26 protein-coding genes and 1 tRNA gene are annotated in these 24,085 nt (G+C 64.0%); 21 read left to right on the top strand and 6 right to left on the bottom strand.

Features of this window, described 5'->3' with window-relative positions; translation table 11 throughout:
• Nucleotides 1-11 precede the first annotated feature (11 nt).
• Entirely contained in the window at nt 12-485 is a 474-nt protein-coding gene (locus tag HLH36_RS02510; RefSeq protein ID WP_182966316.1) for a methylated-DNA--[protein]-cysteine S-methyltransferase, read from the bottom strand.
• A gap of 132 nt (nt 486-617) precedes the next feature.
• Here HLH36_RS02510 and mnmE point away from each other — a divergent pair, with 132 nt between their 5' ends.
• From mnmE to HLH36_RS02540, 6 genes are all read left to right on the top strand, one after another.
• A complete protein-coding gene (gene mnmE / locus HLH36_RS02515) occupies nt 618-1,952 on the top strand; it encodes a tRNA uridine-5-carboxymethylaminomethyl(34) synthesis GTPase MnmE (RefSeq protein ID WP_182984874.1) in 1,335 nt (444 codons plus the stop codon).
• 14 nt (nt 1,953-1,966) lie between these two features.
• Nucleotides 1,967-3,829: a tRNA uridine-5-carboxymethylaminomethyl(34) synthesis enzyme MnmG gene (mnmG, locus tag HLH36_RS02520; RefSeq protein WP_182984875.1), complete on the top strand. Its 1,863-nt coding sequence runs from the start codon at nt 1,967-1,969 to the stop codon at nt 3,827-3,829.
• Nucleotides 3,826-4,458, top strand: a complete 633-nt coding sequence (rsmG, locus tag HLH36_RS02525) for a 16S rRNA (guanine(527)-N(7))-methyltransferase RsmG (RefSeq protein ID WP_182984876.1) — start codon at nt 3,826-3,828, stop codon at nt 4,456-4,458. The genes mnmG and rsmG overlap by 4 nt, the downstream gene beginning before the upstream one ends.
• Nucleotides 4,424-5,266, top strand: a complete 843-nt coding sequence (locus tag HLH36_RS02530) for a ParA family protein (protein ID WP_408871829.1) — start codon at nt 4,424-4,426, stop codon at nt 5,264-5,266. Before rsmG ends, HLH36_RS02530 begins: the two co-directional genes overlap by 35 nt.
• On the top strand, nt 5,263-6,156 hold the full coding sequence (locus HLH36_RS02535; RefSeq protein ID WP_182966308.1) for a ParB/RepB/Spo0J family partition protein: 894 nt from the start codon (nt 5,263-5,265) through the stop codon (nt 6,154-6,156). The genes HLH36_RS02530 and HLH36_RS02535 overlap by 4 nt, the downstream gene beginning before the upstream one ends.
• Nucleotides 6,157-6,241: 85 nt before the next feature.
• Nucleotides 6,242-6,317: transfer RNA gene (locus HLH36_RS02540), tRNA-Lys, on the top strand.
• A 168-nt stretch (nt 6,318-6,485) separates the two neighbouring features.
• Here the strand turns inward: HLH36_RS02540 and HLH36_RS02545 are convergent.
• Nucleotides 6,486-7,172, bottom strand: coding sequence for an arylesterase (locus HLH36_RS02545; RefSeq protein WP_182984877.1), 687 nt, complete (start codon nt 7,170-7,172; stop codon nt 6,486-6,488).
• Here HLH36_RS02545 and HLH36_RS02550 point away from each other — a divergent pair.
• From HLH36_RS02550 to HLH36_RS02570, 5 genes are all read left to right on the top strand, one after another.
• Entirely contained in the window at nt 7,171-7,932 is a 762-nt protein-coding gene (locus HLH36_RS02550) for an ABC transporter ATP-binding protein (protein ID WP_182984878.1), read from the top strand. The two genes, HLH36_RS02545 and HLH36_RS02550, sit on opposite strands and share 2 nt — an antisense overlap.
• The gene (locus HLH36_RS02555; protein WP_182984879.1) at nt 7,929-10,481 is read left to right on the top strand and encodes an FtsX-like permease family protein; all 2,553 of its coding nucleotides are present in this window, start codon (nt 7,929-7,931) and stop codon (nt 10,479-10,481) included. Before HLH36_RS02550 ends, HLH36_RS02555 begins: the two co-directional genes overlap by 4 nt.
• A gap of 461 nt (nt 10,482-10,942) precedes the next feature.
• Nucleotides 10,943-12,250: a tyrosine-type recombinase/integrase gene (locus HLH36_RS02560; RefSeq protein ID WP_182984880.1), complete on the top strand. Its 1,308-nt coding sequence runs from the start codon at nt 10,943-10,945 to the stop codon at nt 12,248-12,250.
• Nucleotides 12,251-12,350: 100 nt separating this feature from the next.
• A complete protein-coding gene (locus HLH36_RS02565) occupies nt 12,351-12,815 on the top strand; it encodes a helix-turn-helix domain-containing protein (RefSeq protein WP_220792661.1) in 465 nt (154 codons plus the stop codon).
• A gap of 5 nt (nt 12,816-12,820) precedes the next feature.
• A complete protein-coding gene (locus HLH36_RS02570) occupies nt 12,821-13,384 on the top strand; it encodes a PIN domain-containing protein (RefSeq protein ID WP_182984881.1) in 564 nt (187 codons plus the stop codon).
• A gap of 445 nt (nt 13,385-13,829) precedes the next feature.
• Here the strand turns inward: HLH36_RS02570 and HLH36_RS02575 are convergent, their stop codons facing one another.
• The 4 genes from HLH36_RS02575 to HLH36_RS19685 form a co-directional block, all read right to left on the bottom strand.
• Complete coding sequence (locus tag HLH36_RS02575; RefSeq protein WP_182984882.1) at nt 13,830-14,309, bottom strand: hypothetical protein; 480 nt, start codon at nt 14,307-14,309, stop codon at nt 13,830-13,832.
• Nucleotides 14,310-14,311: 2 nt separating this feature from the next.
• Nucleotides 14,312-14,662 carry an STAS-like domain-containing protein gene (locus tag HLH36_RS02580; protein ID WP_182984883.1) on the bottom strand — a complete coding sequence of 117 codons (351 nt, stop codon included), beginning with the start codon at nt 14,660-14,662 and terminating at the stop codon, nt 14,312-14,314.
• A gap of 17 nt (nt 14,663-14,679) precedes the next feature.
• Nucleotides 14,680-15,795, bottom strand: a complete 1,116-nt coding sequence (locus tag HLH36_RS02585; RefSeq protein ID WP_182984884.1) for a hypothetical protein — start codon at nt 15,793-15,795, stop codon at nt 14,680-14,682.
• 82 nt (nt 15,796-15,877) lie between these two features.
• On the bottom strand, nt 15,878-16,105 hold the full coding sequence (locus tag HLH36_RS19685; protein ID WP_246376366.1) for an XRE family transcriptional regulator: 228 nt from the start codon (nt 16,103-16,105) through the stop codon (nt 15,878-15,880).
• Nucleotides 16,106-16,356: 251 nt separating this feature from the next.
• Here HLH36_RS19685 and HLH36_RS02590 point away from each other — a divergent pair, with 251 nt between their 5' ends.
• The 10 genes from HLH36_RS02590 to HLH36_RS02635 all read left to right on the top strand — a co-directional run bounded on the left by HLH36_RS02590 (nt 16,357) and on the right by HLH36_RS02635 (nt 23,900).
• Complete coding sequence (locus HLH36_RS02590) at nt 16,357-16,662, top strand: hypothetical protein (RefSeq protein WP_182984885.1); 306 nt, start codon at nt 16,357-16,359, stop codon at nt 16,660-16,662.
• On the top strand, nt 16,659-16,979 hold the full coding sequence (locus tag HLH36_RS02595; protein WP_182984886.1) for a hypothetical protein: 321 nt from the start codon (nt 16,659-16,661) through the stop codon (nt 16,977-16,979). Before HLH36_RS02590 ends, HLH36_RS02595 begins: the two co-directional genes overlap by 4 nt.
• Complete coding sequence (locus HLH36_RS02600; protein WP_182984887.1) at nt 16,972-17,706, top strand: hypothetical protein; 735 nt, start codon at nt 16,972-16,974, stop codon at nt 17,704-17,706. Before HLH36_RS02595 ends, HLH36_RS02600 begins: the two co-directional genes overlap by 8 nt.
• 167 nt (nt 17,707-17,873) lie before the next feature.
• Complete coding sequence (locus tag HLH36_RS02605; RefSeq protein ID WP_182984888.1) at nt 17,874-18,674, top strand: hypothetical protein; 801 nt, start codon at nt 17,874-17,876, stop codon at nt 18,672-18,674.
• A gap of 109 nt (nt 18,675-18,783) precedes the next feature.
• Entirely contained in the window at nt 18,784-19,092 is a 309-nt protein-coding gene (locus HLH36_RS02610; protein ID WP_246376310.1) for a DNA-binding protein, read from the top strand.
• Nucleotides 19,089-19,646 carry a hypothetical protein gene (locus HLH36_RS02615; protein ID WP_182984889.1) on the top strand — a complete coding sequence of 186 codons (558 nt, stop codon included), beginning with the start codon at nt 19,089-19,091 and terminating at the stop codon, nt 19,644-19,646. Before HLH36_RS02610 ends, HLH36_RS02615 begins: the two co-directional genes overlap by 4 nt.
• A complete protein-coding gene (locus HLH36_RS02620; RefSeq protein WP_182984890.1) occupies nt 19,643-20,389 on the top strand; it encodes a phage antirepressor in 747 nt (248 codons plus the stop codon). The genes HLH36_RS02615 and HLH36_RS02620 overlap by 4 nt, the downstream gene beginning before the upstream one ends.
• Nucleotides 20,383-20,961 (top strand): hypothetical protein, encoded by a 579-nt coding sequence (locus HLH36_RS02625; protein WP_182984891.1) that lies wholly within the window; start codon nt 20,383-20,385, stop codon nt 20,959-20,961. The genes HLH36_RS02620 and HLH36_RS02625 overlap by 7 nt, the downstream gene beginning before the upstream one ends.
• Entirely contained in the window at nt 20,948-22,015 is a 1,068-nt protein-coding gene (locus tag HLH36_RS02630) for a DUF7146 domain-containing protein (RefSeq protein WP_182984892.1), read from the top strand. Before HLH36_RS02625 ends, HLH36_RS02630 begins: the two co-directional genes overlap by 14 nt.
• A complete protein-coding gene (locus tag HLH36_RS02635) occupies nt 21,984-23,900 on the top strand; it encodes a DUF927 domain-containing protein (protein WP_182984893.1) in 1,917 nt (638 codons plus the stop codon). Before HLH36_RS02630 ends, HLH36_RS02635 begins: the two co-directional genes overlap by 32 nt.
• The last annotated feature ends 185 nt before the right edge of the window (nt 23,901-24,085 follow it).

The raw sequence follows: 24,085 nt of genomic DNA on the forward strand, positions 1-24,085 counted from the left end.
GTCCGGCCGTATCAGGCATGCGCATCCGCCAGGGCGGGGATGGGGGCCCGCTCCAGTTCCAGCAGATAGATCTTGTCCGCCAACCCGCCATCGCCGGAATAGCCGCCCAGCCCCTGGGTGGAGACAACGCGATGGCAGGGGATCAGGATCGGAATCGGATTGGCCCCGTTGGCCTGACCGATGGAACGGGGCGAACCGCCGACCTGCTGGGCCAGGTCGCGATAGGTGCGGGTTTCGCCCAACGGGATCGCACGCAGCGCCTGCCACACGGCCTGACGGTATGGCGTGCCATACGGGGCCAGCGGCAGGTCGGCGAAATCGTCGGCCGCGCCGTCGAAATAGGCGTCGAGCCGATCGCAGGCCTGCCGCAGCAACGGAGTTTCGTCCTGATCGCGCCCCCAGCCCCAATCCAGGGCGACGATCGCGCCATCTTCCTCGGTCAGGGTCAGATCCCCGATGGGCGAGTGCATCGAAAGCTGCGGCATACCGGTCGTCCGTCCCTTTGATCCTGTATCCCGCACCATATCGGGACTGTCTGGTATTTTGTACTCTTCCGCCACAGGTTGCGACATGCAAGAGCGGCCAGCAGACGCCCCATGACGACAGGAACAGACACGATGCCCTCCGAACGGCTCCCGGCACGGACAGAACCCGATGCGCCGATCTTCGCCCTGGCCAGCGGGGCAGGGCGCGCGGCCATCGCGGTCATGCGCCTGACCGGTGCGGGATGCGGCGAGATCCTGCGCCGGCTCTGCGGCACGCTGCCCGCACCGCGCCGGGCCAGGCTGCGCGGATTGCGGCACGGGGCGGGCGATGCCGCACCCATCCTGCTGGACCGGGCGCTGGTGCTGTGGTTCCCCGGCCCGCACAGCTATACCGGTGAGGACAGCGCGGAGCTGCACCTGCATGCCGGTCCGGCCGTGATCGCCGCCGTAGCCGACGCGCTGGTGGCGCTCGGCGCCCGGCCGGCCGAACCGGGCGAATTCACCCGCCGGGCCTTCATGCGCGGCCGGCTCGACCTGATCGAGGCGGAAGGCATTGCGGACCTGATCGACGCCGAAACCGAAGCCCAGCGCCGCCAGGCGCTGGAGCAGGCCGACGGCACGCTGAGCCGCCTGTATGACGGATGGGCGACACGGCTGCGCACGATGCTCGCCCATCAGGAAGCACTGATCGACTTCCCGGACGAAGATCTACCGCCCGAAATCGAACAGGCGCTGCTGGACGAACTGCGCAACCTGGCCGGTGAAATGCGCGCCCATCTTGACGATGGCGGGCGAGGCGAACGCCTGCGGCGGGGCCTGCTGTTTGCCATTGTCGGCGCGCCCAATGTCGGCAAGTCCAGCCTGCTGAACAGGCTGGCCGAACGGGATGTGGCCATCGTCTCGCCCCGCGCCGGCACCACCCGCGATGCGATCGAGGTGCGGGTGGTATTGGGCGATGTGCCCGTGACCCTGATCGACACTGCCGGCCTGCGCGAGACCAAGGACGAGATCGAAGCCGAGGGCGTGCGCCGCGCCCTGTTTCACGTGAAACAGGCGGACTGCGTAGTCGGCATGTTCGACGGCGACACGCCGCCCGACGATCTACCCGCCAATGCCATCCTGGTCCGCAACAAGATCGACCTGAACCCTCTGGCCGAAGGTCCACCCGACGCCATCGCCATCAGCGTGCGTGAAGGGATCGGGATCGAGAGTCTGACCAATTCACTGGCCGATCGGGCCCGTGCCCTGACGGCGGCACAAGCCGGGCCGCCGCTGACGCGGGCACGCCATCGGGCCGCGATTGAAGAAAGCGCTGGCCATCTGGCCGCCGCACTGGATATGCACTGGCCAGAGATGCGGGGCGAAGAAATGCGGCTGGCGATGCGCGCCCTGGGGCGCCTGACGGGCGCGGTCGGGGTCGAGGACCTGCTCGATACCGTCTTCGGCCAGTTCTGCATCGGCAAGTGAGGGAGCAGGGCAGGGTGGCTGGCGAATATGACGTCATCGTCATTGGCGGGGGGCATGCGGGGTGCGAGGCCGCAGCGGCTTCGGCCCGGTGCGGCGCGCGCACGCTGTTGCTGACGCATCGGCGGGACACGATCGGCGCCATGTCCTGCAACCCCGCGATCGGCGGCATCGGCAAGGGCCACCTGGTGCGCGAGATCGATGCGCTGGACGGGCTGATGGGCCGCGCCGCCGACCAGGCGGGGATTCATTTCAAGCTGCTGAACCGCTCCAAGGGGCCGGCCGTCCATGGCCCGCGCGCACAGGCCGACCGCTCGCTCTATCGGCGCGCCATCCAGGACCTGCTGGCCGAGACCGCGAATCTCGACATCGCGGAAGGCGGGGCAGGCGATCTGATCGTCGATGAGGCTGGCCAGGTGGCCGGCGTGGTGTGCGAAGACGGGCGCCGCATTGCGGCCGGCGCGGTGGTGCTGACAGCCGGCACCTTCCTGCGCGGCGTGATCCATATCGGCCATGACAGCCATCCGGCCGGCCGGGTCGGCGAGGCGCCGGCCCAGGCACTGGGCGAACGGTTGCAGGCGCTGGGCCTGCCGATGGGCCGGCTGAAGACCGGCACGCCGGCGCGGCTGGACCGCAGCACGATCGACTGGGACAGCCTGGCCGAAGACAAGGGCGATGCCGAACCCGAACCGTTCAGCCGCCTGACCGGCGCGATCGACAACCCGCAACTCTCATGCCGGATCACCGCCACCACGGCGCAGACCCATGCGCTGATCCGCGAACATCTGCACCTCTCGGCCGTCTATGGCGGCGCCATTGCCGGGCGCGGCCCGCGTTACTGTCCCTCGATCGAAGACAAGGTGGTCCGGTTCGCCGAACGCGACAGCCACCAGATCTTCCTCGAACCCGAGGCCCTGCCGGGGAATGCGGGCGGCGATCTGGTCTATCCCAACGGCATCTCGACCAGCCTGCCGGCCGACATCCAGGAGCGGATGATCCATTCCATCCCCGGCCTGGAACATTGCCGCATCGTGCGGCCCGGCTATGCGGTGGAATATGATTATGTCGATCCGCGCGCCCTGAGCCCGACGCTGGAACTGACGGCACTCCCGCGCCTGTTCCTGGCCGGCCAGATCAACGGCACGACCGGATATGAGGAAGCCGGCGCACAGGGAATCCTGGCCGGGCTGAATGCGGCACGCCGCGCCGGGGGCGGGCAGGGGGTGACCATCGATCGCGGCACCGCCTATCTGGGCGTGATGATCGACGATCTGACCACCCAGGGCGTGTCCGAACCCTATCGGATGTTCACCTCGCGCTCGGAATATCGACTCAGCCTGCGGGCCGACAATGCCGATCTGCGCCTGACCGGCCTGGGTATCGACTGGGGCTGCGTGGGTGCCCAGCGCACGCGCCTGTTCGAGGCCGACCGCACTGCCATCGATGCGGCAATGCAGCGCGCGGGGCAGGAGAGCTTCCTGCCCGACGGGTTGCAGCAAGCAGGCATTGCGGTCTCCGCCGACGGGCGGCGGCGCACATTGCTGGACGTGCTGGCCACAGCCGCCACGCCGGATCAGGTGGCGCGGATCGCCCCATGGTTCGCGGACCTTTCCCCACGTGTCCGCCGCCATGTCGAAACCGAAGCCCGCTATAGCGGCTATCTGACCCGGCAGGCACGCGAGATCCGGCAATTGGAAGCCGAAACCCGCATCGCCCTGCCGCCCGATCTCGATTACCGCCATATCGGTGGCCTGAGCAGTGAGATGCAGGAACGTCTGGCCTCGGCCAAACCCGCCAGCTTCAGCGCCGCCCAGCGCATTCCCGGTGTCACGCCGTCGGCACTGATGGCACTGCTGGCCCATATCAGGCAGGTGGCATGATGTTTCACGTGAAACCCGAAACCGTCACCGAACTGCCGGGCGATCTCGGCCCGCGGCTCGACTGTTTCGCCGAGATCCTGACCCGCTGGAATGGCCGCATCAATCTGGTCTCGCCCCGCGATCTGCCGCATCTGTGGGACCGCCATATCGCGGACTCGCTGCAACTGGCATCGCTGATCCCGCCCGGCGCACGCCTGGCCGATCTGGGATCGGGCGGGGGGTTCCCCGGCCTGATCATCGCAATCGCGACCGACGCCGACGTCACGCTCATCGAATCCGACCAGCGCAAGGCGGCCTTCCTGCGCGAGGCCGCGCGGGCAGCGGGTGCTCGCGTCACCGTGCTGGCGCGACGGATCGAAGAGGTCGACATCCCGCCGGTGCAGGTCGTGACCGCCCGCGCGCTGGCGGCCCTGCCGCAATTGCTGGAATGGAGCAGCCGCCTGCTGGCGCCCGACGGGTTTTGCCTGTTCCTGAAAGGCAGAAATGTCGACGATGAGTTGACCTCGGCCGCCGCCGACTGGCACATGGCAATATCCCGATTGCCAAGCCGCACCAACGCGGACGGTACCATTCTCAAACTGGGTGAAATCACGCGTGCCAGACACTCAGAACGCGCAACGGGCCCCTGACGCCGCGCGCGCTTCCTGCATTCTTGCCCTCGCCAACCAGAAAGGCGGCGTGGGTAAAACAACCACGGCCATCAATCTGGCCGCCGGGCTGGCCGAACGCGGCCTGTCCGTCCTGCTGGTCGATCTCGATCCGCAGGGCAATGCCTCGACTGGCCTGGGCGTCGGTTACGACGCAAGGCGACAGGGCACCTATGCCCTGCTGATGGACGATGTCGCGATGGCCGACCTGGCCCAGGACACCGAAATTCCCGGCCTGAAGATCATCGCCGCCGATACCGAACTGGCTGGCGCCGAGCTGGAACTGGTGATGATGGACCGGCGCGAGTTCCGCCTGCGCGACGCCATCACCCGTGCCGCCAGCGGTTTCGACGTGATCCTGATCGACTGTCCCCCCAGCCTGGGGTTGCTGACGCTGAACGCGCTGGTGGCGTCCGACGGTGTGATCGTGCCGCTGCAATGCGAATTCTTTGCGCTCGAAGGCATCAGCCAACTGGTCCGCACCGTCGACCGGGTGCGCCGGGCCTTCAATTCCGACCTGCATGTCGCGGGCATCGTGCTGACGATGTACGACCGGCGCAACAACCTGTCGGAACTGGTCGCCGCCGACGCGCGCAGCTTCTTCGGCGAACAGGTGATGGAAACGCTGATTCCGCGCAATATCCGCATCTCCGAGGCCCAGAGCCACGGGCGCTCGGTCATGGCCTATGATGGCCGGTCCAGCGGTGCCATGGCCTATCAGGCCCTGGCGGACGAGGTGATCGCCCGGAATGGCCTGAAGACCCCCAGAAAGAAAAAGGCGCGGGCATGAGCACCAAGAAAGACCAGACACGTCCGCGCCTCGGCCGGGGCCTCGCGGCCCTGCTGGGCGACCAGGCCCCCGCCGCCATCGCCCGCGTTTCGGGCCGGACGGAGCAGGACCGCACCGGCACGCTGGGGGTGGACCAGCTGGCGCCCGGACCGTTCCAGCCGCGCCAGGTGATGGAGCCCGAGGCCCTGGCCGAGCTGGCGGATTCCATCCGCACGCGCGGCATCCTGCAACCGATCCTGGTCCGCCCGCATCCCGAGCGCGCAGGCCATTACCAGATCATCGCCGGCGAACGCCGCTGGCGCGCGGCGCAGATGGCGGCCCTGCACGAGGTGCCGGTCCATATCCGCGCGCTGGATGACGGCGACGCCATGGCTGCCGCCCTGGTCGAGAACCTGCAACGCGCCGACCTGAACGCCGTGGAGGAGGCCGAGGGCCTGCAACGGCTGCTGCAGGATTACGGCCTGACGCAGGAAGAACTGGCGGGCGCGCTGGGCAAGTCGCGCTCGCATGTCGCCAACATGGTGCGGCTTCTCAACCTGCCGCAGCCGGTGCGCGCCGCCCTGCGCGACGGCCGGCTGACAGCCGGCCACGCCCGCGCGCTGCTGGGCCACCCCGACCCAGTCGCGGCCCTGAAGACGGTGCTGGAGCAGGGGCTGAATGTCCGCCAGACCGAAGCCCTGGTCCAGAAAGCCGTCCGCCAGTCCGCAAAGCCCGCTCCGGCCGAGAATACCGAACGCAAGAACCCCGAAATCCAGGTTCTGGAACGCGACCTCACGGCCCGGCTGGGCCTGAAGGTCCAGATCTCGTTTGACGGGCGCGGCGGGGCCATCCGCATCCTCTATCAGTCGCTGGATCAGTTCGATACCGTGCTTGCACGTCTGAACGGCTGAGAATGCAGGACATTTTTTCGATAAAACCGCTTGCCCTCATCCCCTGACGCTGTTAGAAGCGCGTCACCCGAGAGGGACACTCCATGGGCGCATAGCTCAGTTGGTAGAGCAGCTGACTCTTAATCAGCGGGTCCAAGGTTCGAGTCCTTGTGCGCCCACCATGGAGCCTTCGGAAATCCCGGACAAAACGAAGCGTCTTCCCTTCTTTTTCTTCAGAAAAAGAAGAAAAAAGACTTTGAGTCGTTCTGGCCATCGTCTGTCCCCAGCACAAAACTCCTGAATGAATCAGAGTTTTTTGGTTCTTTTTTGCAAAAAAGAACAGAAACCCCTCACGGCCGACGCGCCAGCCGCTCCACCAAAGGCACCATCCGCGCCACGATAACGGCAACCCCGGCGGGGTTGGGATGGATATGATCCGCCTGTTCCAGCTCCGGATGTGCCGCCACGCCATCGAGGAAGAACGGGTCCCACAGTATACCCGGCCGGTGCGACAGGCGCTCGAACACGGCGCGGAAGGACTGGCTGTAACCCGCCCCCATATTGGGCGGCGCGTACATGCCCGACAGCAGCACCGGCAGATGGGCCTGCTGCAGCCGGTCCAGGATCGTCGTCAGGTTCTGTTCCATCCGTGCCGGGTCCAGCCCGCGCAGTCCGTCATTGCCGCCCAGTTCCACGATCACCGCGTCAGGGTTATCGCCCAGCGCCCAGTCCAGCCGCGCCAGGGCATCGGTGCTGGTATCGCCCGACACGCCGCCATCCAGGATCGTGATCGCATCGCCGCGCGCATCCAGCGCCGCCTGAAGACGCGGCACGAAGCCGTCCGCATGCGCCAGCCCGTAGCCGGCAGTCAGGGAATCACCCAGCGCCAGAATCCGCACCGGGCGGTCAGCCGCATGGCCGGGAGGGGCGGAGACGGCCCACAGGCAGGCCAGCAGAAGCGGAAAAACCGTTCGGGCCCCATGCCGGCGCCGTGTAGCGTGCAGGCAGGACCATACCCTGTGGGAAGGAAAACGCATGGACGGCGACGGGCTCCCGAATGGACGGACGACGCTGGTCGAGGCACAGGATCTGTGGCTGACAGTGCCGGCCCGTGCCAGTGCGGTCAATCCACGCCGGAACGGCGAGCCCGGGCAGGGGGCATTGACGATCCTGCACGGGGTCAACCTGCGCGTGGCAGAAGGCGAGGCACTGGGCATCATCGGGCCTTCCGGATCGGGCAAGACATCCTTGCTGATGCTGCTGGCGGGGCTGGCGCGCCCGACACGTGGCACGATCCGCATCGCCGCCACCACGCTGGGCGACTTGGACGAAGACGCATTGGCCCGTTTCCGGCGCGAGACGATGGGCATCGTCTTCCAGTCCTTCCAGTTGATCCCCACCATGACGGCGCTGGAAAACGTGCTGGTGCCGCTCGAACTGGCCGGCCGCCCCGACGGCGCCACCGCCGCCCGCACGGCACTGGATGCGGTGGGGCTGGGGCACCGGCTGGATCACCTGCCGGCCGAACTCTCGGGCGGCGAACAGCAGCGCGTGGCGCTGGCCCGCGCCTTCGTCGCCCGGCCGCGCCTGCTGCTGGCCGACGAGCCGACCGGCAATCTGGACCGCCGCACCGGTGCGGCGGTGATGGACCTGCTGTTCAGCCTGCAACGGCGATACGGCACCACGCTCGTCCTGATCACCCATGATCCGGCCCTGGCGGCACGCTGCGACCGCCGCCTGCGCGTGGATGATGGACACGTCACCACCGACCACCCGATGCGGGAGCCCACCTCGTGAGCCAGTGGCACCTGGCCGCCCGGCTGGCATGGCGCGACCTGCGCGGCGGCATCGGCGGAATGCGTATCGTGCTGGCCTGCCTGGCGCTGGGGGTGGCCACCATCGGCGGGGTGGGCGGCCTGCGCGACATGATCCGCGACGGCATCGCCGGCGAGCAGCGCACCCTGCTGGGCGGCGACCTGTCGATCGAAAGCAGCGATCCGCTGCCCACCGAACTGGCCGATTTCGCGACCGCGCACGGGGCCCGGGTGTCGCGCGTGCTACGCATGCGCTCGATGCTCTACGCGCCGCGCGGTGCGGGTCAGGCCGATGCCCGGATGCTGGTCGAACTCTCGGCGGTCGATGATTCCTATCCGCTGGTCGGCACAATCGCGCTCACGCCGCAGGCTCCTCTCAATCGAGCCCTGGCGCCGGATCACGGCCTGCCCGCCCTGCTCGCCGACCCGCTGGTGATCGACCGGCTGGCGCTGAAGGTCGGCACGCTCGTGCGGATCGGCACCGCCCGCTTCCATGTCGCCGGCAGCCTGGACCGCATCCCGGACGGTGCCGGCACGGTGACGCTGGCGCCCACGGTCATGACCACCCGCTCGGCCCTGGACGAAGCCGGACTGATGCAGCCGGGCGCCCTGGTCAACCACGCGCTGCGCCTGGCGCTGGATGGGCCGGCGGCAGGGCGGCCGGCCCGCGCCCACGCACTGGCCGCTGCGATCACCGCCCGCTTCCCGGACCAGGGCTGGCGTATTCGCGGCGAGGCCGATGCGGCCCCCGCCTTGACCCGCACCGTGGACCAGATGGCCCGCTTCCTGGCGCTGATCGGATTATGCGCCCTGCTGCTGGGCGGCCTGGGGGTTTCGACCGGCGTCACCGCCTGGCTGGAGGGACGGGGACGGACGATTGCCATCCTGCGCTGCCTGGGCGCCTCGGGGCCGCTGATCCGGCGCACATTCGGCCTTCAGATCGCCGCCCTGTGCGGTATCGGCATCGGTGCCGGCATGGTGCCCGCCCTGTTGCTGCCGCCGTTGGCCGCACGCATGCTGAGCGGCCTGCTGCCGATCGAAACGACAATGGTGCCGCCGCTTCCGCCCGTGCTGACGGCCGGCCTGTTCGGCATGCTGGTCGCCCTGCTGTCGGTGATCGTGCCGCTGGCCCGCGCCTGCGCCGTCAGCCCGGCCTCCCTGTTCCGCGAGCAGACCTTGGGAACAATGCGCGTGCTGTCCTGGCGCGTCGGTACGGCATTGATCCTGTGCGTGATCCTGGCAGGGGTACTGACGGTCCGGCTGGCGGACAGCCCGCTCTTCGCCGCAGGCTTCCTTGCCGTCGTCCTGTTCGCCGCCGGCATCCTGGTCCTGGCCGGCACGATACTGCGCTGGGGTGTGTCCGCCCTGCTGGCGCGACTGGATACGGCGCGGGGCGTGCCGAGGCTGGCGCTGGCGCTGTCTGCCCATCGCAATGCGACGACCACGCGCATGGTGACCGCACTGGGGGCCGGACTGGCGGCCATGGCCGCCATCCTGCTGACCGAGGGCGCGATGATGGCACAGTTGCGCGACCAGATGTCGCATAACGCCCCCGCCTTCTATTTCATCGATATCCAGCCCGGCGACCTGGACCGGTTCGACAGGCTGGCCAAGGCCCAGCCATCGGTTCGCGCGGTCCGGCAACTGCCTTCGATGCGCACGCGTGTCGTCGCGGTCGACGGCGTGCCGGCCGAACGGGTCAACGCCACGCCGCAGGCGCGCTGGGCCCTGCGCGGCGATCACGGGCTGACCGTGGCGGCAACGCCGCCACCCGGCACCAGACTGGCCGAAGGCACATGGTGGCCGGCCGATTATGACGGGCCACCCCTGCTGTCGCTGGATGCCGGGCTGGCGCAGGGGTGGGGCGTGCAGGTCGGTTCCACCATCCGGCTGAACGTGCTGGGCCGCGCGATCGACGTCCGGGTTGCGAACCTGCGCAATGTCGCCTGGCGATCACTCCAGCTCAATTTCGCGTTCGTCGTCTCGCCAGGCCTGCTGTCGCACGCGCCCCATACATTCGTGGCCACGCTGGCCACCGACGGCCGCGCCGATCAGGATGCGGCCACGCTGGCCGCCATCACGGATACGCTGCCCGGCGTGACCGGTATCCGTGTCGCCGATGTGCTGGCCCGGCTGACCGCACTGGCCGGGCAGATCGCCACGGCGCTGAGCGTCGCGGCCTCGATCATCATGGCGTCGGGTGCGCTGGTCCTTGCGGCGACGCTGGCCGCCGGCTGGCGCCAGCGGGTCGCCAATGCCGCCATCCTTCAGGCCGTGGGCGCGGGGCCGCGCCAGATCCGCACGATCTGGCTGATCGAATTCACGCTGCTGGGGCTGGTGGCCGGCATCTCGGCCATCCTGCTGGGCGCATCGGCCGCCTGGCTGGTCATGCGCCAGGTCCTGCAACTGCCATGGATGGCGGACTGGACGGCGGTGGGGGGCATGATGATCGGGACTCTGGCAGCCACGAGCCTGTGCGCGATGCTGGTCTGGAACCGGGCGCTCAGGCCCCTGCGGGGCAGGGCACGATAACGGGCCAGGAAAACACTGCGTTTTCTCAGCCCGACAATCATGATCAGATTGTCTGGAAAAATGGGCCGGAAGGGACTGGTGGAGCCAATCGGAATCGAACCGACGACCTCCTGAATGCCATTCAGATGCTATAAAATACACTGAATATGCCCCCTGATGCCTAATCGTGCCAAAACAACGGGGTATGAGATGGCTAGAAGGGGCCGAAGTGCCTAATGGTGCCTCAAGGGGCCTGTGTTACGCCGCCAAATGAGTCCGGAAAGAGTCCGGAAGGACGAACCGCAGGTCCGGGCGAGCAGGCCGGAGGGCTGAAAAATCTGGGGAGATACACAAATGCAGGTGTATAGGTGTATTAGGTGTAACACACATATATTATATACTGTTTTTATTGACTTTTTTCCTCTCAGGCTGGTTACACCTTCCGTTTCTGAAGGTGTAACAGGTGTAATCGAGGTCAGCGGATGAAGCTGACAAAGCGGGAAATCGACGCCCTGGCCTGCCCGCCGGGAAAGCGGGATGCCATGTTCATGGACGACTCGCTGCCTGGATTCGGGATGCGGGTGACCGAAACGGGAACGAAGGTCTTCCTGTTCCAGTATCGGTTCGCCGGGCGCGTGCGGCGCCTGGTCCTCGGCCCCTATGGCGAACTGACCCCAGCACAGGCGCGCAAGATGGCCGAGGAAGCCCGTGGGCGGGCACGGGCCGGCGGTGATCCAGTCGGGGAAAGAAAGGCCCTCGCGCTGGCCGCCCAGACCGAGCTGACGCGCCGCAAGGCGGAGGTGGCGGCCGACACCCTGACCTTACAGGTGCTGGTCGAACGATGGCGGGACGGCCCTCTGCGCGACAAAAGCGCTTCCTACCGCAAGGATGCCCCCGACCGGCTGCTGTCCGCCTTCGCCGCGCTGCTGGACCACCCGGCCCGCTCGATCGCCACGGCGGAGATACAAGCGCGCCTGGACGACATCGCATCGGCCCATCCCGTCATGGCACGCCGGCTTCATGCCTACGGCCGAGCCATGTTTACCTGGGCCGAGAAGCGCCAATTCGTGCCCACCAATGCCTTCGCCAATGTGATCGTGGAAGGCGAGGAGACATCGCGCGACCGGGTGCTGACAGATCAAGAATTGGCAGCGTTCTGGAACGCCACCGACCCACTGCCTTACCCCTTCGGGCCGTTCTTCCGCATGCTGGCCCTGACGCTACAGCGCCGCGATGAGGTGGCGGCCATGACCTGGGCTGAATTGAACCCGGACCTGACCATCTGGACACTGCCGGCCGGCCGGGCGAAGAACGGCCGGGCGCATATCGTCCACCTCTCGGAGCCCGCCAGGCGCATCCTTGCCGAGTTGCCCAGACAGGCCGACCCGAAGACAGGCACCCTTTCGCCCTATGTCTTCACCACCAACGGCCGGACACCCATCAGCGGCTTCTCCAAGGCCAAAGCCCGACTGGAACAGGCAATGGCCGAGGCAGAGGGCACACCGCCGGGAAAGGAAGCCCCAGCCCTGCCGGGAACGGACTGGCGACTGCATGACCTGCGGCGGACGGGCGTTACAGCCATGGCGCGGCTGGGGATCGGTCATCATGTTGCCGATCGCGTGTTGAACCATGTGGGTGGGGCCATCAAGGGCGTGGCAGCCGTCTACCAGCGCCACGAATTCGAAGCGGAGCGCGCGGCGGCGCTGGATAGCTGGGCGCGGCATGTGCTGGCCGTATCGGCGGGAGCCGCCAGCGGCACGGCCGACAATGTGGTGCCGTTGCGGCCATGACCTGGGCAGCGACGGGTAATGAAACGCTGCCCTTCATCGCTCTTTCGTTTATTGCGTTTGTGCCAATTTGGCACATATATGAGGCCGGAGGGGATGAACCATGGCGATGTCTATGCTGAAGGCTGTAGAGCCCGGATTTGTGTCGGATGCCGACCGTCTGGCGGCGCAGGAAGCCAGCCGCGCCCTAGCGAAGCTCAGCGGCAATGGTGGCGTTCAGGTGGATGCCCAGGCGGATACGGGGGAACGGCAGACCTTCGTGCTGCCGGCGGCCGCTGTCCGGCTTCTGACGGACATGATGGCCCAGCTCGCCGAAGGACGGTCCGTTGCGGTCATGCCCCGGCATGCCGAGCTGACAACCCAACAAGCGGCGGACCTGCTGAATGTGTCGCGTCCCTATCTGGTCAGCCTGCTTGAACAGGACAAACTACCCTACAAGAAGGTCGGGACGCACCGCCGCATCCAGTTGCAAGACCTGCTAGCCTACATGGAGGCCCGCAACACGGTCTCGGATAACGCCATGGATGCACTGGCTGCGGAGGCTCAGGAACTCGGGATGGGTTACTGAGCAACATGGCCTTCGTCGCCCTGCTGGATGCCTGTGTTCTCTACCCCGCCCCGCTGCGCGATCTGTTGATCCGCCTGGGGCGGACCGGGCTCTATCGGGCACGATGGTCGGACGATATCCACGACGAATGGATACGGAACGTCTCGATCGCCCGCCCCGAGATCGCCGACAAGCTGGCCACAACCCGGCAGCGCATGGACGACGCGATCGAGGACGCTCTAGTAACGGGCTATCATGACCTGATTGACGGCCTCTCGCTGCCCGATCCCGGCGACCGGCATGTCCTGGCGGCGGCCATCGCCGGCCGGGCCGATGTCATCGTGACCTTCAATCTGAAGGATTTCCCGGCGGCCGCATTGGAGCGATACGGGATTGAGGCCCTACATCCCGACATCTTCGTCCGGCACAATCTCGACCTTGACCCCGCTATGGCCCTAGCAGCCGTGCGCGATCAGCGGGCAAGCCTACGCAACCCACCGCAAGCGGTTGATACGTTTCTCGACACCCTGAACCGGCAGGGATTGCCAGAGACCGTGGCTTATTTGCGTCCCTGGGCCGAGTTTCTGTAGCGGGAGCCCGCCCTCTGCCAAACCTGTAAGGCTTTCTTATAGGTTGTTTTGGCCCCGCTCCTGAATAACGGCCTGCATGACCAACAACGGCCATGCACTACCGCGCCTTGGGTTTGCAACAACGGGCTCATATCCAGCGCAGGCCGTCAATCAGCGTCCTCGAATCCCCCGGCAACGTGGCCCGGAAGCACCGTGCGCCTGATGATCGGGTATCCGATCTTTCGGCGATTCAGCGACCGATAACCTAATCCCACTGCGGTCATAAGTTTGATATTCAGTTCTACAGGACAAAGAGCCGACCGAACGTGCCGGCCCTCACTGACTATCGATGTACCGGGTTGCATGCCTCGCGGCGCTCCGCAGCCCGATGCGGCTTCCAAAAAGAACGCTTGAGCCAGCGAAGATGCTTTCGCCAACCGCCATAGACTGCCAGGTACCTCGCTTATTAAAACCACCGTGCAAGCCTATCTGCTAAAGCTCGGCGAAGACGCCCATTCATTGAAGCCGCAGTATGTTGTAACATATTAGCTACCTCTGGATCGGAACTGCGATTTTTTACTCTAAACTGTCCACCCGTTAATTTTGTTACAAATGAATCGAAATCTGGTTGAACTTCTGTTAATATCAACTTTCGATCTTGGTGCTTTAGTGTTTGGAAAAGTGCATCTATCCGCTCTTGCCGACCCACAATTTCACACTCTTCTTCTTTAATGGTAATTTCTTTTTCTTCTGATAAATTTGCAGTTGAGCATAACCAATGCTTTGATCCGACCACAGCAGTTTCGTTCACCTCATCACAAAATTTATCAACTAATTTTGACAATCTATCTGATTTATCTCGGAATTTCATAAAGAAGTAATTTACCACTGCAACAAAAAGCGCCCCTGCGACACTGACAAGAGGTATATACCAAGGGGTATTCATGATCAGCCCCCTTGTGACGCTCTTATTTTTTCAGCATTTATCAAAACATTCCTTGATATTCTTTCGTACGAATCATATTGATGTGAAGTGCTTACTACCTTTAGATGCTTCATCAATACATCGAATACATAATTGTCTTCTCTTATAAGCCCCCCAAATCCCTCTTCTATGAAAGATATCCCATAGCCAGGAACTCCATCCAGATTAACAACCAAAACGTCATCTTTTTGTATTGCCAAATCGAGCGCCGGGCGAAGAATGGATTCACGAAACCATTGTCCACTATATGGGCCGTCGCTGGTATAGCGACCACCTGGGTAAGGCACATAATCCGCAATTCTGAGGTCTGCCATATCCCACTCGCTCCCCATTAGAAGCCCACGCTCCATTCTATCAAAGTACCATCAAGAGAGTGATCGTAATTCATAGCCACCGGCACGTCGCCTGGCCGAAATGTGACCTCTCCATTTCTACTTATAATCCTCAGGTATCCACTAGAACAACCATCTATAAAAGAACGCATCTGTGCCAAACCAAGCCCTCTATGGAGGTCTCCTGTTGAACTGACAGACTCTTCAACTGCAGCCCAAATGGCAATTCCATCAAAATTTCTATCATTCGCCGCAGGCGCCATACCGATACGGCGCTTCATATTTTCCTTCCAAAGACTATATTTGTCCCACGCGGGCAGACTCCTCGGTATAGTTACACCCTGATCAAAAATTGCTACGCTCATCCTGCGCATGGATTGGCTTACTGCCCCAGTCATCCACCATTTTCCAATATTTTCAAATCCTAATTCTATGTCCTTAGGATATGCATGCCGAACAACATTCATTATGCCTTCGATCATTGCTCCGTATAATGGAATCATGCCGTCTTTAAAATTATCTGATTCTGACAAATTCATGCTTTTTAATTCAGATATCAGTCCCGCAACAGCCACGGGATCAGCTGTACTTCCACTTTTCATTCTTATTATTCTGAGGTCCTCGGAAGAGGATATAATCGGCTTCCCTAAAGGCAATTTAAAGTTGTCAAAGAATCCCATTTCGCGCAAACAAATAAAAACGGAAGGATGCCATTTATGTGGGTCTATAACTATCATATTTGTGTTCGTTATGGTGTGCCATCTTTCGTATTCTGCCGCCAAAACAAGAGCAGATGAGATGCCGATATACTTTACTGTTTCAAATGGCCAATATCCAGTCACACCTCCTCGCCTTTTTAATTTCCTCTCTCTTATTTTTCTAGATAATTTTGATACTCCCTGAAGACTCCTTCTTATTTTTGAAAGAACACTCAAAGTATTCGAACAATTTCTATCAAAACACAGGACCCGAGGCATTACGTCTTTACGTACGGCTTTGCCTTGTCCGACCCCGGAGCGGCCAACGATAAATACGAATCGAGGTGCTTTTTTTCGAGCCATACGCAATTGACGTTTTTTTAACCACTTGTATCTGCGCAGAGTCAGCTTTTTCATAACAATAGATCCACATTTATAGTTTTTTTCGGTTTATTTTTTCCATATTCAGCTTAGGACAATGTAAACGATCAAAATCGACCTAATCACCTGTTTCGCTTTTGCTTTCCGGCTTGCTGAGCCTTACGCCAGGGCCCCCGCCATTTTCGGCGATAAACTCCACCCCAGCGCCCTCTAAGGCGGCGCGGATGGCGTCGACGGTACGAGGATAAAGGGACTCGCCACGCTCAAGGCGGGTAATCGTGTTGGTAGACACCTGCGCGAGGTCGGACAATTCGCGTACGCCCAAGCCGAGGCCAGCTCGCGCCATTTTGCATTGCTCTGGTGTCATTCCAACTTCGCTACATTGTGTCGATCCTAGCTTGACCAGGACCACGAACATGTGGACAGTGTAGCGACCTTGCGCCCAATGGCAAGGCAGCCGGAGGCGGAGCTTGCACCCTCCACCACCGGCCTGACCACAACCGAAGCGGAGTTTCGGCAATGGCTGATCGTGCCTATAGCACGCCCCCACAAACGTGGGCATGGACACTCGTACGCGCAACCGGGACCTCGGTTGCCGTGGCATTCCTCTTTTTCGTCGCGCTCACCGGCTTTGCCCAGCCGGAGACGCTGACCAGCCGCCCCCGCGTCGCTGATGCTGGCGGAGAACGGCCGATGATGGGACCCAACCACCCGAAGGCGGTGCGCAGCCTCCCCATAGTCCGCCAGGCTGTCGATGACATTGCCAGCTTAGCGTTTCTCGTCAGATTGTTGAGCAACGTCCCGCATTCAATGGTGGATGGTGTGGCCGAACGCAGCGCGCTGCGCTTCTTGTCGGTCGAGATCGATGTCCGTGCCGCCAAGATCATGGAGGCATTGGGATGAGCCCCCATCACAACGTCGACAAAGGGCAAGCATTAAGCCCTGATCTCACGGCTTTGCGGAACCATATTCAGGACATAGGAGAAGCCTCCGACGATCTGGCCCAACTGGCCACATTCATGCGCTGGGCCGGCGTTGGCGTGAGAGATGGTGCCGGTCCCCACAACAGCATTGTCTTGTCGGAACTCGGCTGCGCCATGGTCTGGGCCGGGCGGATGATCGATGAACGCTGCGCCGTCATCAGCGAGGCGGTCAGCAAGGTCGACGTCGATAGCGCGCGGAAATCATGCAAGAAGGCGGGAGGAGGCTGTAATGTGTGAGCGCACAGCGGCGGATCAGCCATCCGCAAGCACCACCGATGCCATCGAAGCCGCTTGCGCCGTTAGCGCGCAGGGGTGCGATGGGGACGTGGAACTGATCCACCTTTGCCGGGAATTCAAGGCCCTCGAAGATATGGGCCGGTCATCCTTCCCTGGCGGTATCAATCATATCGAGAATGATGCCGACCGCGATCGTTATATGAAGCCAATCTGCGACATGCAGGAGGCAATCTTGGCCCGGATTTGCGAACTCCGGGCCGTCACAAAGGACGCCATGATTGCGCGCGCCCAGGCGCTCGTAGCCTTTAGTCCCGATCTACTCGATGAACCATCCGCTGGATATTGGGATCAGCGACTGCTTGCCGCACTGCTGCGTGACATGACAGCACAGCGGCCCCTAGCAAGCACCATCGATGCCGAGTTCCTGCGGCTTGCGGCCCGCGCACAGGAGGCACAGGCGGCATTCGTGGCGTCCGTAGAGCGGTGGGCCGATGTCGTTCACATGCCGCCGGACGCTGAGGCCGAACAGGACCGGCTCTTTCTGGTCGCTGATGACTTGCGACGGCAAGCCATGTCCATGCCAGCCCGGACAGCAGCGGACCTGCGCGCCAAGGCCCGGATGGTGCTGGACACCATCGGGCTTGATGATAACGACGTCCTGCCGCCCGGCGATCAGGATTTTCCGGCCTGGTCCTTGGCCCGCGATCTGCTGGGGGGCTGGGCATGACGCCCTTGCACATGGCCGCCCCACCGCAACGCTTGCCTGTTCCTGCTTTGTCCCAGATCATGAGCCATGGCGCGGCTAGGTTTGGCCGCCGAACGCCGGGACCCCACGCCTGGCCCGCCGCGCCGCTTCCGTTCATGTGTGGGGATAGCCGGCGTGGGACGGTAGATATGACGGGCAACAGTGCAAAGGCACGGCTGGATCGCGGCGAGTGGGTGCCGTTGGACGAAGCATTTCCTGCCTTGGTCCCCGACGACCTAACGGACGCCATGCGAGACATCATAACAGCTGCTGCGCCTGACGGTGGTGTCCAAGCCATCGCCGCAAAAACACGCGATAGCCGTTGGGCTGCTGCAGGCAAAGAACACGGCGGAAACGGGGCCTTGATCCGGACTCCCGGAACACCCGCTTCGACATCTCCACCGCTTCTGGACCGTTTTAGAGCCGTCTGGTCTGACATTGATGTCAAGGTCAGGGAGCTTTTGTCCAACGGAAGTTGGGGCGCACAACGGGTCAGCAGCGATGGTACGGTCGCAGACGTTGCACCTCTCGCGTGGCGAAACTGGCGTCTTGAATGGCGTGGTGAAAACGACTTTTCCGGGTTATTCCCTCACATGACGGTCAAGGTCTCCGAGCAAACGGGCCGACATGTAGAAAGTCGGGTTGCCCTTTCCAACTTCCAGATCAAGCGGTCCAGCCTCCCCAGCGCCGGCCCGGAGGGATCGAAACCGACGAAACGCGGTGGCGCCCCCACGAGACACGATTGGGCGAAGGCAGCCGCAATCATGGCCGCATATATGCTGGAACACGGCGAACCAGGGGCAGAAAGAGGCGACCAAGCTGCTGCCGTCAAATATCTTCAGGAGCGAATGGGCGAGAACGGGCCTGGCGAAACCGAAGCCAAAGCGTTTGTGCGCGCCATCCGGGACGAAATAGGCAGGGTCAAAGCCGCCACTTCAAACGGTCGGTAACTGATTACCGACCGTTCCGGCTGATCCCGCCCCCAAAACGCACCAATCATCCCTCGTGACGCACCGCCGACGCACCACGCATCAGGCCGTGCCCAGACAGGGAGTTTTCATGTCGCCCACGATATCGACCGCCAACAAGAAGCGCGGTCTTCTCGCCTCCGCCACCGGCCTTGCCGGCCGCGACCAGCCGCCCGCCGTTCAGGCGCTGGTCGTCCCGGAAGAAACCGCCGCCAGCATGATCGGACTGGCTGCCCGCACCTTGCAAAAGCAGCGCCTCTCCGGCGATGGGCCGCCCTATGTCCAGCTTACGGGACGAAAGATCGGATATCCGGTCGATGCCCTCCGCCGATGGGTCGAAAGCCGCACCATCCGCTCCACCAGCGATGCAGTCGTGCGCCTGACCGGAGGTATGGCATGACCCGCGTCAAAGCCATGGTCGGCCTCGGACTGCGCCAGATGGCGTTTCTCGGGCTTCTGCATCCCATCGCCAACGAACCATGGAGCGAAGACGAACGCACCGCCTTCCGGCTGGCCGCCGGCGAGGTATGGCGCACAGACGGTTCGCTTACAGCCTCTGTTTGTCCGCACCTCGCGGAAGCACGGCAGGTCGCCAACGGCCACAGCGAAAACTGGTGGCCCGAATTGATCGTCACCACCGGGCTGGACTGCGCCGGACGGCTGCCCATTCTCGATCTGACGTTGCCAACGCTGTGGGGCGCGATCTGGCTGGGCGCGACGCTAGGCGCGGTGCCCGACACACTCGCGAAGGACTGGGCGGTTGAAACGCTCGATCATCTCTGCGGGGTTGCGTTCGATCATCTCGAAGCCCTGCGCAACACCGCTGCCTGTGGACTGCCGGCCGACAATCCGGACGAACTGGATATCGCCCTGCGAAATACTGGCGAGGCCCTGGCGAAGATCGGGCCGGTCTGGGTGTTCGGTGACATTGCGGCAGTGGGGGCAGCGGCATGAGCGCGCTCGTCCTACCCTTCGCCTTTGAAGGCCACGAAGTCCGCATTGTTACACGCGACGGCACGCCGTGGTGGGTGGCGACCGATGTCTGCACTGTTCTGGATATCGTGAACCCGACCCGGGCGATGGATCGCCTCGATGCCGATGACCGCGCCCTTCACATTATGAAGGGGGCCGATGGCCGCCCACGCGAAACCTCGATCATCAACGAATCCGGCTTGTGGTCCCTCGTGCTGACCAGCCGCAAGGCGGCCGCCAAGCGGTTCAAGAAATGGCTCACCTCTGAGGTCATTCCTTCAATCCGCCGGACTGGCGCCTATGTCGTGGCGGCACCAGGCGAGAGTCAGACCGATCTTGTCGCCCGCGCTCTGTCCGCTGCTGAGGAAGCTATCCGGCGACAGGGAGTGGCGATCGATACGCTTGCGCCCAAGGCAGCGGCCTATGACCGTCTGGCACGGTCAACGGATCAGGTCAGCCTGACCGAGGCCGCCAAGACACTCGGCTGGCCGTCCCGTCGCTTCATCTCTGCCCTGCATGCCCAGCGCTGGATTTATCGCCGCCAGCCCAACGGGGTTTGGCTGGGCCATGCGGACAAGGAACGGGCTGGCTATCTGGCCCACCGCACCACCGATATCCCGGATCGCGATGGCCGGCTTGTGGCGCGGCCCCAGGTGCTTCTGACCGCCAAGGGTCTCGCACGACTGGCCACGCTGCTGCCGGAATGGGGAGCCGCAACATGCTGACACCCGCACAGATGCAGGCCGTCGATGCCGACCATACCGGCGCGCACCTGACACTGCTCTGGACCGACTACATGCCCGATGGCACGGGCCCGAACCTGCTTACCCGTTTCCTCCGGCTCTGCCGGGGATGCGACGATTATCTGCATGATGCCCTGTTCCATCCCGACATGGACACAACGCTACGGGCAGCGGGCCGCGACGACTTCCGTCCTATCCCGTCCCAAACGGCCATCATTGGAATGATGATGGCGTGGGCTGAGTTCCGGAAAGTCTTGGTAGCTGAGGCGACCTTTGATGAACTGACCGCCCCCGCGAACAGGCCGGAAGGTGCTGCCGAGCGGTTCCAGCCGATGCGGGCCGCGCTGGTATGGTTCCGCATGGGGCTGGATCGAGATGTGCGCACCGCCGAGTTACGATCCTGGCTCGATGCCATCGGGTGGCCCGAATTGCTCCAACAGGCAGAAGCCCGCGATCACGCCGCGCGCGCATTGATTGCCGGCCGGGCGTTCGTTTCGGCTCAGGGCGACATCGCCGCGATCCCCACCGTTAGGCCGGGCCATGCAGCGGCCTGACGCGGCAACCCTGGCCGCGATGCTGGCCGAACGGATCGCCGTTCTGGCGCCGGAGTTGCTGCCGCACGGCCACCGCGAGGGCGTGGAATGGCGGTGCGGCAGTCTGGCCGGCGAGCGGGGGCAGTCCCTCGCCGTGCGTCTGACCGGGCCGCGCCGGGGCGTATGGGCCGATTTCAGTTCGGGCGAACGCGGGGACGCGCTCGATCTGGTGGCGGCCGTCCAGTTCGGCGGCAACCGACGGGACGCCATGACCTGGGCCCGCACATGGCTGGGACTGGGCGATGGCCCGGTGCCGGCGATCGCCCGGCGGGCGGTGGTGAACAAAGCCACCACCGCCGATCAGGATCACGACGACCAGCGCCGGCGGGCCAAAGCCCGGCAGCTTTGGCACAGCGCCCCCACCGGCATCGCCGGCAGCCCGGTCGAAGCCTATCTGCGTGGGCGAGGGATCGCCTTGCGCGAGATGGGACGCCAGCCGGGCAGCCTGCGATTTCATCCCGCCGTCTGGTGTGGCGAGGTCGGGCGGCCTCTTCCGGCCATGCTGGCCGCGATCTGCGGGCCGAATGGCAAGCTGGCGGCCGTACATCGCACCTGGCTGGCGCCGACGCCCGCCGGCGGATGGACCAAGGCAGATCTGCAAGCCGGCAAGAAGGTGCTGGGCAGCTTCGCGGGCGGCTGCATCCGTCTATGGCGCGGGGCCTCGGGCAAGAGCCTGAGCATGGCCGAACCAGGCGAAAGCGTCATCGTCGCGGAGGGGATCGAAACTGGCCTGTCCGTGGCGTTGGCGTGCCCGGAACGCCGCGTCCTGTGCGCGGTCAGCCTATCGAACATGGGGCGGCTAGAACTGCCCGATGCGATCCGCGACGTGACGATCTGCGCCGACAATGATGGCGACAACCCGGCGGCGTCCAAGGCGCTGCAAGCCGCCTGCGCATGGTTCGGCCGTCACAGCCACACCGTCCGCCTCGCCAAACCTTCAATGCCTAACTCGGACTTTAATGATGTCCTGAGGATGAACGAGCATGAGCAAGAAACCGACCGGCACGGGCCGTAAAGGCGTCCGACAGGCCGTCGAGTCCGCCGAGGTCGTGGCCTTTCCCAGCGGTGGTGCCAGCGTCGAACAGGGACGCCCGCCGCCAGGCGTATCCCGCCGTTTCAGCCGCGACGAAAGCGGCCTGTGGCGACGCCCGACCGATGACGGCGCACCGCCGCTCTTCATCGCCGGCCCCATCGACCTGCTGGCCGAGACGCGCGATGCCGAAGGCAATGGCTGGGGCCTCTTGCTGGGTTGGACTGACCGCGATGGTGTCCGCCATGAAGAAGCCTTTCCACGCGCCATGTTTTCAGGCGAGGCCGGCGAATTGCGCAGTCGCCTGGCCAATGGCGGCCTGACACTGGCCAGCAGCACCGCCGCAAAGAACGCTTTCACCGAATGGCTGGCCCTGATCGCCACCGAAGAACGAGCACGAAGCGTCACGCGGATCGGCTGGCACGCCTTCCGCAACGGTAGCGTCTATGTGCTGCCCGCCGCCACATTCGGCATGGCCGACGAACGGGTGGTCCTACAGCAGGAATCGCCGGAGCCCGACCTGTTTGGCGTCAGCGGCACGGTGGAGGAATGGCGGGATCGGATCGGTGCGCTGTGTCGTGGCAATAGCCGTCTGACCTTGGCCGCCTCGGCCGCCTTCGCCGCGCCCCTGCTGACCCTGATGGGCGAAGATGGCGGCGGCTTCTCGCTCATGGGGGCCAGTCGCCTGGGCAAATCCACCGCTCTGCGGGTGGCGGCCTCTGTTTGCGGCGGCACGATGCAGGCCGGGGCCGAGGGCTATGTGCGAAGCTGGCGCGCCACCGGCAATGCCCTTGAAAGCGTGGCGTTGGCGGCCTGCGACGGGTTGTTGTGCCTGGATGAGCTGGGGCAGCTTGATCCGCGAGAGGCTGGCGACACCGCCTATATGCTGAGCAACGGTTGCGGCAAGGCACGGGCCAGCCGAACCGGCGGTGCGCGGGCCGTGACCAGGTGGCGAGTTCTATTCCTCTCAACCGGCGAACGGACGCTGGCGGACATGAACGCGGAAGCCGGTCGGGCGACCAAGGCCGGGCAGGAAGTCCGGTTTGTCGATGTGCCGGCAGACGCAGGCGCAGGGCTAGGCCTGTTCGAGAAGCTGCATCACGCGGATGCGCCGGGCGAACTGGCCGAGCATCTGCGCGCCGAGACCGGGCATCTTTACGGTGCGCCGTTCCGGGTGTTCCTCACCCGGCTGACACAACGGCTGACCACCGAAAGCGAACAGGCCGTGCGCGATGCCCTACGGGCGCGCGTGGTCGAACTGACCGACCATTATCTGCGAAATTGGCCCCAAGCCTCCGGACAGGTGCGTTCCGTCGCCCGGCGCTTTGCCATCGTGGCGCTGGGCGGCGAACTGGCCACCGGCTTCGGTCTCACTGGCTGGGACGATGACACAGCGACCGAACTGGTGAGGCTGTGCTTCGACGCCTGGCTGACAGCACGTGGCACCGCCGGCCGGCGCGAGGATGAACAGGCGATCGAGCGGCTTCGCGACTTCATTGGCAAGAATGGCGAAGGCCGGTTTGAACGGTGGGTCGATCCCCAAGCCACCGACGCCCCACAAAGCGGCGACCCGTCCGAGCCACCAGGCGAACGCTTCCGAACCCAGATGCGGGCCGGGTGGAAACGATGGCAGAAACTCGATGACGGCCGGATGGGCTGGATGTTCTACCTGACCAGCGCCGGCATGAACGAGGCCCTGACCGGCCTGAACGCCCGCGACGCCAAGCGTGTCCTGGTCGAACGCGGCTTTCTGGTGCCGGGCACCGATGGCAAGCTGGCCAAGGTCATCAGCCCGCCGGGCCTGCGAAGCGTACGGGCCTACGAAGTCCGGCCGATCATTCTGGGGTCGGATGCAGGCGACGCAGGCTGAGAGGCCGGAGCTCCCCATCACCACCGGAAGGACCGTCACCATGTGACGGTCCTTTTTTCGTATCCGCTGCCCATCCGAACGACCCATGCACGCAGTACATGGCTTTGGACTGTCTCATTTGAGTATACCTCACCGAGGCGTCTCATGGCTTTTCGAAACGTGAGGATTTTCCTGTCTCATTAGGG

The sequence above is a fragment of the Gluconacetobacter aggeris genome (assembly GCF_014174395.1).
GTDB lineage: Bacteria > Pseudomonadota > Alphaproteobacteria > Acetobacterales > Acetobacteraceae > Gluconacetobacter > Gluconacetobacter aggeris.